Source organism: Marinicrinis lubricantis (assembly GCF_042658665.1).
Taxonomy (GTDB): Bacteria; Bacillota; Bacilli; order Paenibacillales; family KCTC-33676; genus Marinicrinis; species Marinicrinis lubricantis.
Genome location: NZ_JBHSQV010000118.1, coordinates 1 through 9,975 on the forward strand (window position 1 = coordinate 1; position 9,975 = coordinate 9,975).

At 46.9% G+C, this 9,975-nt stretch carries 6 protein-coding genes and 2 pseudogenes; 1 reads left to right on the forward strand and 7 read right to left on the reverse strand.

What is annotated here, in order from left to right:
• Nucleotides 1-175: 175 nt before the first annotated feature.
• The 5 genes from ACFPXP_RS09060 to ACFPXP_RS09080 all read right to left on the reverse strand — a co-directional run bounded on the left by ACFPXP_RS09060 (nucleotide 176) and on the right by ACFPXP_RS09080 (nucleotide 7,036).
• Nucleotides 176-1,057 carry a carbohydrate ABC transporter permease gene (locus tag ACFPXP_RS09060; protein ID WP_379893895.1) on the reverse strand — a complete coding sequence of 294 codons (882 nt, stop codon included), beginning with the start codon at nucleotides 1,055-1,057 and terminating at the stop codon, nucleotides 176-178.
• Nucleotides 1,058-1,067: 10 nt separating this feature from the next.
• A complete protein-coding gene (locus ACFPXP_RS09065; protein ID WP_379893900.1) occupies nucleotides 1,068-1,922 on the reverse strand; it encodes an ABC transporter permease in 855 nt (284 codons plus the stop codon).
• A 171-nt stretch (nucleotides 1,923-2,093) separates the two neighbouring features.
• Complete coding sequence (locus ACFPXP_RS09070) at nucleotides 2,094-3,722, reverse strand: extracellular solute-binding protein (RefSeq protein ID WP_379893896.1); 1,629 nt, start codon at nucleotides 3,720-3,722, stop codon at nucleotides 2,094-2,096.
• Nucleotides 3,723-3,994: 272 nt separating this feature from the next.
• A complete protein-coding gene (locus ACFPXP_RS09075; RefSeq protein WP_379893897.1) occupies nucleotides 3,995-6,370 on the reverse strand; it encodes a helix-turn-helix domain-containing protein in 2,376 nt (791 codons plus the stop codon).
• A gap of 102 nt (nucleotides 6,371-6,472) precedes the next feature.
• Nucleotides 6,473-7,036 carry a bifunctional transcriptional activator/DNA repair enzyme AdaA gene (locus ACFPXP_RS09080; protein WP_379893898.1) on the reverse strand — a complete coding sequence of 188 codons (564 nt, stop codon included), beginning with the start codon at nucleotides 7,034-7,036 and terminating at the stop codon, nucleotides 6,473-6,475.
• A gap of 194 nt (nucleotides 7,037-7,230) precedes the next feature.
• Between ACFPXP_RS09080 and ACFPXP_RS09085 the strand changes: the two are divergent.
• Nucleotides 7,231-7,788: pseudogene (locus ACFPXP_RS09085) on the forward strand (SDR family oxidoreductase); the annotation flags it as partial.
• Between the two features lie 194 nt (nucleotides 7,789-7,982).
• Here the strand turns inward: ACFPXP_RS09085 and ACFPXP_RS09090 are convergent.
• Together ACFPXP_RS09090 and ACFPXP_RS09095 are read right to left on the reverse strand one after the other, a co-directional pair.
• Entirely contained in the window at nucleotides 7,983-8,405 is a 423-nt protein-coding gene (locus tag ACFPXP_RS09090) for a VOC family protein (RefSeq protein ID WP_379893899.1), read from the reverse strand.
• Nucleotides 8,406-8,702: 297 nt separating this feature from the next.
• Nucleotides 8,703-9,596: pseudogene (locus ACFPXP_RS09095) on the reverse strand (3-hydroxyacyl-CoA dehydrogenase).
• Between the last annotated feature and the right edge of the window lie 379 nt (nucleotides 9,597-9,975).

Sequence of the window (9,975 nt, forward strand, 5' to 3'; positions counted from 1 at the left end):
AGTTCCTCGTGATGAACCTGGAACGCCGCTTGCGGCTTCTTTTTGTCCTCATTCTCAACATGCTGCTGAAACGTACCGCCTACAGACAATTTGCTCTCTAATGTTTCGTTCAGCAAGCCCTAATTATCAAATAACAATTTACACTTGATCTGAATAAAAAACACCCGATCATATACTATCCTTTCACAGCGCCGATCATAACGCCCTTTACGAAATATTTCTGCAGGAAAGGATATACGCACAATATCGGCAGCGTAGCCACGATAATCGTAGCATATTTAATCGTTTCCCCGATTTGAAACTGCTCGGCCGAACTAGCGCCCGCGGTCATCGAATCCGTGGAGTTGGCGATCAAAATTTCCCGCAGTATAAGCTGTAAAGGAAACAAATCCCGATCCTTCAGGAAAACCGAAGCGTAAAACCATGCGTTCCATTTCTCCACCGCATAATAGAGGATCATGACGGCTACCACGGGCATAGAAAGCGGCAGGACGATCCTAAATAAAATGGTCAAATGGCCTGCCCCGTCCATCTTCGCCGACTCCTCCAAGCTAACGGGAATACTCATAAAATACGTTCGCATAATGATGAGATTAAATGTGTTTACCGCGAACGGGATAATCGCCGCCCATAACGAATCGATCAATCCTACGCCTTTTACAATCAAATATAACGGGATTAATCCTCCCTGAAAGAACATCGTAAACACAATCAGCATCATAAACAAACGGTTCCACATCACGTTTCGTCTGGAAAGCACATAAGCAGCTATCGCGGTCAGGAACAAATTGACGGTCACGCCCGCGATCAGAATGAACATCGTATTCTTGTAGCCGATGATGATACTTGGGTTGCTGAATACGCTCTTATACGCCTCTAAACTGAATCCAAGCGGCAGGTAGAGTAAGCCTTTATGGGCCGTCAATCGAGACGCCTCGCTGAGAGAAGCAAACACAACGTATACGAGCGGGTACAGGGTGATAACGACGAGTGCAGACAGCAGCAGCGCAACGAATACATCGAACGTTCTGTCCGCGAAACTGAGATGACGTTTCATGCTCTCCCTCCTACCAGAGACTGTTGCTGCTGACTTTGCGGCTGATATAATTCGCCGAAATTAACAGCGTCAAATTGATTAATGAATTGAAGAGTCCCACGGCCGTACTGTAACTCCATCCGAACTCGAGAAGCCCTTTGCGATATACGAAGGAAGAAATGACATCGGCGGTTTCGTAAGTGACAGGATTATATAATAAAATGATCTTTTCGAAGCCGACATCCAGCAGGTTTCCGATCCGAAGAATAAATAGGATGACGATGGTAGGCATCAGCCCTGGAAGTGTAATATACCACATCTGCTTCAGGCGGCTGGCCCCGTCAATCCGTGCGGCCTCGTACTGTTCCTGATCGATGCCCGTTAGCGCAGCCAGATAAATGATTGATTCCCAGCCGACCTTCTGCCAAATTTCCGACAAAATATAGATTGGACGGAACAAATCCGGATTCTGCAGCATCGCTGTACCATCATACACAAACCATGTAAAAAAGGAGTTGATAATACCGTTGCTGTTCGTAAAATCTGTAATCATGCCGCAAATGACGACGAGCGAGATAAAATACGGCATATACGATACCGTTTGCACGACGCGTTTAAATGCTTGTCGTCTGACCTCGTTGATCAGCAGCGCCAAAATAATCGGTGCCGGAAACATGAACAGCAGGGAGTAAACACTGATCAGTACGGTATTTTTTAGAATGCGCCAGAAATAATAGCTGGAAAAAAACTCTTGGAAATGCTGGAATCCTACCCATTCGCTTCCCGTAATTCCCTTCATCGGCGAGAAGTCTTTAAAGGCGATGATGGCTCCATACATCGGTGCATAATGAAAGATGGCGTAATAAGCAAGCACGGGGATCATCATGAAGTACAAAATTTTGTTCAGCTTGAAATCGCGAATGAACCGGTACTTGAAGCTCGTTCGATCTACAGGTTTCACTTGTCTCAACAATCCTTCCCGCTCCTTTCCTGTTAAGTGAGGGCAAAATCAACGTGGGATCCGAGGAGCAGCCACTACCTTCGAATCCCACCAAGATTAGCGGTTATTATAACGCTCCAACGCCGCTTCCTTGATCTCGATCGCACGGTCAAGCTTCACGGATTTGAGTTTCTCAACATACGAATCAAAGGCATCCAGCGGTTCTGCGCCCAGAATGATTTTCAGCGTCATTTCATCAACCAGCGTATTCACGTCCGCCATAATTCTTGCGAATTCGGCGCTTTCCTCCGGTGTAGGAGTAACCAGCGGCAGCTGATGCTTCGTCATATCGGTTTTCTGCCAGATGGCTACCGCTTCACGCTGCTCCGGCATGCTCAGATATTGCTCCGTCACGCGTTTGTCGATGACGAAGGGACCTCCAGTGTTGCCTCGAATATAGAGAGACATCGCTTGCGCTGGCGCCAGTTTGTCTGGATTGTTCATTAAGAGATCCGTATATTTAGGGTATCCGTCCACCATTTCATAGCTGACACCCTCGATTCCGAAATTGAAGAACATGTGCCCTTCCTCGCTGTAAGCATAATCAAGCATGCGGACAGCCAGTTCTGCATGCTCCGTCGTTCCAGAGATCGCCGCCATATAGCCGGGTGAATAAGCGTAGTCTCTTTGTCCGAATTTCGGCATGGTTCCCTTCTCCAGTACCGGATATGGCGCAGCAACGATCGAGGCATTCGGATTTTGTTCTTTAAGCAGCGGATCCCATTTGCCAATACCTCCGCCTGTCAATCCCCAGGTGGCTCCCGTTTCACCGGAGGCGATATTTGCGTCCAGCACCTTAGAATCGACGGTAGCAATGTCCTTATCCAACAATCCCTCGGCATACCAATCGCGGAAAAGTGCCAAGAAATCCTTATATCCTGGCTCTGCAGGTCCAAATTTAACTTCACCATCCTCAAGATAAAAGTCACGAGTTACGCCAAATGCGCCAACGAAAGCCCCATTTCCCAGCTCATTGAGAACCCTCGGCTTGGATATGAATGAAATCGGAGCCGCCGCTCCCTTCTTTTCCTTAAATGCGCGCAAAGCCGTCTCCCACTCATCGATCGTTTCGGGAACGGGCAGCCCTAACTCGTCGAGCCAATCTTTCCGAATGAGCGGTCCTTGGAAGGTCACTTGAGAGTCATCCTCCCGGATCGTTGGAAATGCGTAATAACTGCCGTCATCCGTTTTGACCATTTTGTCGATTTCGGGATGCTCCTGCAAATATTTCTTATAATTAGGCGCGTATTGATCGATCAAATCATTCAGCTCCAAAATATATCCGTCTTCAATCGCTTTCTCGGGCCCGCCCGGGAAACCTAAAAAGTTATATTCGATTACATCCGGTAATTCTCCCGAAGCCAGCATTACATTAAAAGATTCCTCAACCTGATTTGCCGGCGGTGCCGTAAATTCGACCTGAACCCCTGTCCGTTTTTGCCACTCCTGATAAAAAGGAACTTCGCTGTGTTCTGATTTCACACCCGTCAAGCTTTTCGGAAGCGCCGCCCAGTAGGTGAGCGTTTGATCCGTCTCCATCGGATAATTTCCAGTCTGGACCGATTCAGAGGTTCTGTTCTCGGTAGCAGAGTCCTTGGTGTTGTTAGAGCATCCCGCGATAACGCTTCCAAATAATAACGTTGTCAGTAACATTGCCGCAGCTTTTTTTCTGCCGATTGGTTTCATTCGATATACCTCCCCATTTTGTTTATATGGATGATTCAGAGCAGTACGTTTACCGTACTCCATACCATCACTATAATTGCGCCGTTCAGACAAGGATATCTTCACTATATCCAAACGGATTGAAAAATGCGGAATTCACTTTTTGCAAAACCTCCAATTGAATAGGCAATTTCTATAAAAATGGCGTCATGCTGCGGCTTTTCCCATAAAAAAATCCCCGCCGAATGCACCGGTCTAGGGATACATCATCGGCCACACGCTGCGGCCTCTCCTTATTCCTCAACGATATCTTTGTATTTACCAGGGGTGATCCCCTCGATTTTCTTAAACGTTCTAATAAACGTCCCAACATCATTAAAACCCGAGTGCTCCGCCGCCTCGTTTACCGTAACTCGTTCTTCGCTGATGAGCTTCTTGGCCCTTTCAATTCTCCGCCTATTAATGGAGCTGAGCAGACCTTCCCCCGTCTGATCCTTATACAACTTGGACAAATAAGTAGGCTTCATGTCGAAATGGATGCCGAGCATAGAAACGTTTAATCCTGGGTCAGTGTAGTTCGCATCAATGTAGGCGGTCACCTCAGAGGTCAGATCGTCCAGCGCCTTCTGTTTAGCTGCCTGCACGTTCTGCTGGCGTTTTGCTCCGGCATACTCACATGCGTCTTGGAGCATTTCCATGAGCTGTTCCCGCATGTCCGTAAGCGTTTCTGCAGAAGAGAGCTTATCGATTCTTTTCGGGTTTTGAATCAATAAATTCTCCGATCCGCTTCCCAGCTCCGCTAATCCTTTAATGAGCGTGCCTACCAGATCAAGAATGAAACACTTCGCCACAGGAACAGAAACCGGATGCATTCCGAAATTCATCTTGAGAATTTCCTCTAAAATAGCTTTACCCGAATCGAGATCTCCAATTTTGACATAATTCATGAGCTGCTGCTCAAGCTGCAGCGGGTAATAATAGCCCGAATCATTCTCTGCGTGGGAATAATATTTTTCGATTTCCTCATAAGGCAGAATCTCTTGCTTCCCCATTACGAGCTTATACTCCATCGCATCCAACGCTTCTTGATACGCATGGGAAACCTGCTCAAGTCCTTTGTGTATGCCGCTGATCGATACCGTGATGTAGATGCTGTATTTCTCCGCAAGGAAATCCTGTGCCGAATGCGCGGTTTGCAGCAGCTCTCTCATTCGCGTCTCCGGGGATTTTTCAGACAATGATACCAAGCAAGCAAGCAAATCACCCGACTCGGTCATATAACCCCGATGCTGTTTATTCACGAGCTCTTCCATCACGTTCGTCACTATAAAATGCAGCAAATGCAGCTTCTCGTTTTCACTTTTTCCATGGGCGCGCTCAAAGAAGACATCGTGATCTTCAGTACAAATGAGCAAAACAGCGAAATCTTCAGACAGCAGTTCCATATTGAATGTGCTTAACGATTCCTCTGGCGGCAGTTCGCCCCCGAGCTTCCCGTTCAGCAGACGCGCCAGAAAGTTGGATCGAAGTGTATAATGCTGCTGTTTCATCTGCACCATCATCTGTTCCATCTCGCTTAATGTATCGTCTAGCGCACGCTCGATGAAATGAAATTCATTCGCCCCTTTCTCCAACCCTTTTGACTTATTTTTAAACGCATGAACGATTCTTTGAACAGGATTGTAATTTTTTCGAAGAAAAAAGTACATCAGCCCTCCTCCGCCCAGGAGACTGACTGTAATACTCAGCAGCGTCAGCCTTCTAACAAGCTCCGCCTTCTGCCAATACAGCTCGCTTGGAATAAGGGATATGTAACGAAGTCCAGACACCTTAGACCGAATGCTGAATACTTCGTAACGATGCTCCCCCGACTCCCATAGAAACGTCCCCCCATTCTCCTCCAGTTCCGAAAACGGGAGTTCAGATGGAAGCGCTTTATTCAAACTGGACACTAAAACTTGATGATTCGCGTCTGCGATGATGACGTGCCCTCGATTGAATGCCTCGATATGATTAATCGCCGTGAGCAGCTTCGGCTGGTCGATCATAATGACATTCGCACCGGTCGGCTGGCTGTTCTCATAGTCGTAAGTGCTTACATAGGCCAGCGCAGGTACAGAATCCCCGTTTTCATCCGTGCGCACCATTGGAACAAATCCTCTAAATTTATTGCTCTGCAAAATATGTTCCCAATCCTCAAAACGAAATGCCTCGGAACGGTGATGCTCGTCGTAAGCGAATTGCGCATCACGGTAAACCCCTGGGAGCAAGACCGTATCCCTTGAAGCAATGTAAACGTAGAACAAATCAGCAACCGTATAGGCCGACTGGTACAGAACAAGATCCTTGGTCGCGTTATGCAGATCGTATAAAAAATCCTCCGGATAAGTCTCATATTTGTGCTGATCGACCAATTCACGCACCTTTGGATTCCAAGTCAGCTCGAAATTCAATCGATCCACCGCTTCAATTTGCTTATCCATCATTTCTCGCAGTTGTTTCAGCAGAGAATCGTTCGCCGTATGAATTTCGTGTGCGAGCATTTTGCTGGATTGCATGTAAACGATTGTGCTGCATACAACCGGCAGCAGCAGAACGACCAAATACGACAGTGCCCAAGTCAACAGCACACTCCGCCTATTAAACCACAATCCTTGATTATTCCCCATCCGCAGGCTCCCTTCCATGACACGTCCACTTTCAATTTTCTTAATTTTAACTGTATAGATTCGTTCATGACAATGAAAAGGAGTAAATTATCACGGGTAACATCATACCGATTGATGCCCTTGATGCATTTGGCGGTAATCACTGGGCGTACACCCCATCTCCTTCTTAAACACCGTGATAAAGTAAGATAAATTCGGCATCCCTACATGCTCGGCAATCTCCAACACCGTCTTTTTCGATTGGATGATCAGACGAGCGGCATGTTCGATTCTCTGTTTACGGATATATTCGTTCGGGGTCATTCCTTTCATCCGCTTGAAGGTGCGCTGCATATGATATGGACTGCTATGGCTGATTTCTGCCAAGGTATGCAGCGTCAATGGCTTGCTGAAATGATGTTCGATGTATTTCGCAATTCCTTCGATCCACTCTTGTTCTGGGGAAATGCGTTCTGTCGGTCTGCATCGTTTGCACGGTCTAAAACGGGCGTCAAGAGCGTGCTTCGCTGAATCAAACACATGAACATGCTCCCTCCGAGGAATTCTGGACTTGCAGGACGGTTTGCAGAAAATCCCGGTACTCTGTACGGCGTATATAAATTGACCATCATATGATGCGTCATTCTCTATAATGGCGTTCCACATCTCTTCTGTCAGCTGCAGCATACTGCATCACCTCAGGTAAAAGTATACCCCTTATATACGTTCAGCGTAAGCCATGGGGAATGTAAGAGCAATATTTCAAAAGTCGGTTCACCAAGGCTCAAAACAGTCCGTGATGTGACAGCAACATTTCAACATGCTCCCTGTGATAAAACGGTATTGATCAATGACAAGAGGTGAGAATATGACATCCTCAAGGCGTAAACGATCTAGCCGAGTCCTTCAAAGCCCAGCTCTTCGACAAGTACGCAGCGGAGCATTTTGACATACTCGTAAACAATGCGGGAATCGGTCAAATGCGCAGTATTGAACTGACGACAGAGGATTCTTATGATGAGGTCATGAATCTTCACGTCAAAGCTCCGTGATTTCTGATCCAGAAGCTATTGCCGCAACTAAAGGACGGCGGACGGATCATTAATATGTCATCAGCCGTAACGCGTATTGCTATGCCGGATCTGCTCGCTTACAGCATCTCAAAAGGAGCAGTCAACACACTGACATACACGCTTGCGAAACATCTCGGTCCAAGACAAATTACAGTGAACGCGATGATGCCGGGTATTATCGATACGGACATGAACGCAGCCCTGCTTCAAGATCAAGGCGGACAGCAGTTTGCTTCGGGTCTCTCGGTCTTTGGCAGGTGGGGACAGCCAGAGGATATTGCGGAGATCGCTGCATTCTTGGCTTCACCGGACAGCCGCTGGATTACGGGTCAGCTTATCGATGCCAGCGGCGGTTCACAGCTTTGAACTTATTCTATGAGCAGAATTTTCACGGTATATTTACCCCTTCGAGTTAGCGGCAAGTACTTAAGGTCGGCCTTGTGATGACCCTTTGGCTGCTAAAAAACGGAAGTGTTCTTTGTCAGAACAAGACATGAGCATGTACGGAAAAAACGGCCACAGACGGAATAACGTCTAGTAGGCCGTTTTTGTGTCACTTTCTAATCATCTAATTCCCATGCAGGATTCCAGACGATCTCCCACAGATGCCCATCTGGATCCAAGAAGTGTCCGGAATATCCTCCCCAGAACGTATCGTGTGCCGGATCCGTAATCTTAGCTCCTGCTTTCTTCGCCTGCTCCATAATCTGATCGACATCTTCTTTACTTCCGACGTTGTGTCCGATCGTCATTTCAGTAGAGCTTGGTAAAGTGAGAGGAACCTTCGCTTCATGAGAAAGATCCCGTCTGTTCCAAATTGCGAGCTTAACACCGGATTGCAAATCAAAGAACGCCACCGCTCCATGCTCGAATTCCGTGCCCACGATGCCTTCTGTTGGCAGGCCCAGTCCGTCCCGGTAAAATTTCAGCGATCTTTCTAAATCATCCACACCTAAAGTAAGTACGCTAATACGCGGTTTCATCGATATCTTTCCTCCAGCCTATTGTATTTTCATCGTCATTATCTCAGGACCCGGCTTCATCTTGCTTGTAAAAACCGGTCAACTTTGTATCGCTTTGCATGGCGCAAACTCCTCATATAGATAGGCATTCGATTCTATGAATTGTTTTTCCAATTTAGGCGGCTGCAGTGGCACAAACTGTCGCATGAATCCCGCTTCCTCTTTCAAAACAAATTTATATACAGCATACCACATTTCATTTAAAACAAAATAAACCGATCACCTATGGATCGGTCCATTGACTTTTTGGCTTATCAATTAAGATTTTGTAAACCCCTGAGCCATGAAGCTGGGATTCGGATACGTATAAAATCCCTCCCCTGTCGCTCTTCCCATCTTGCCCTTATCGATATATTCGGTCTTGAGCAGATTGGCCACTTTCTCATGCAGCGGATCTTCGGTTGCTTTCGCCTGAGTAATATTGTAGGCTGTGTTGATGCCGACCACATCTAAAATCCCGAAAGGCCCCATCGGCGCTCCGGTTGCGACCATCCACGTTTTATCAATCGTCTCCACATCCGCCACTTCTTTGACCAGAAGCATTTGAGCCGCATCAAGCAACGGCACGAGCAAGGAATTCAGAATATAGCCCGGCTGCTCTTTCTGCAGCGGTAAGGCCACCATGCCAATCGCTTTGGCAAATGCGATCACAGCATCGAATACTTTCGGATCGGTGCCCGGATGCTTCATGATTTCAGCTGTATTGTTCTTCCATATTTCATTCGCAAAATGCAGTGCCAAGAACTTCTCCGGCCTGCCTGTAGCCTCTGCAAACTGACTCGGAAGAAGCGTAGATGAATTCGTTGCAAAAATCGACTTCTCAGGAGCAGCTTTCCCCAGTTCCTTGTAAAAATCCGTTTTTATTTGAACTACTTCCGGAACGGCCTCAATGACGAGATCTGCCCCCTCGACCGCTTAGGCTAAATCACTGCTGAAGCTCATTCGATCATATGCCGCATTCACCTCTGCTGGGCTCGCGTCCAAATCATCCTGATAACGGCGCTTCAAATCCTCCATTCTTTCTTTCGCTCGTTCGATCGCTTCATCGTTAATGTCGTATACCGATACATTAAAGCCTTTGAATGCCGTTTGAAACGCAATCTGACTTCCCAATACGCCGCTTCCGGCAACCGCAATATTCTTGAAGTTCATCACTGCACTCCTTTTCCATTCGATTTGGGGCCATATGGATGGTTTGAAAATGCTGCCTTCTTATTGTTGTGTCTAACCTTATCCATTATTCAGAATCGATAGGCGTGCGTCATGTTCAACTAAACGACTCCTCTTGCTCAATCAGCACCAACGGTTTATCCTTTCATCATAGCTGCAAATCCTCAAATATGATCGTCAGCGGGAACAACCCGACATCTGCATATGACAACCCTAGACTGGCATATGTTTGGATCAAAAACAATCATGGCTTTACGCCACATCCCCGGCATGAAAGCTAGGGGCTATGTTTCATTCCAGTACTAAACTCCAATACTGCTAATAACCGCTGTCGGAACAGGTACGCAGCTTTTTTTGGTGG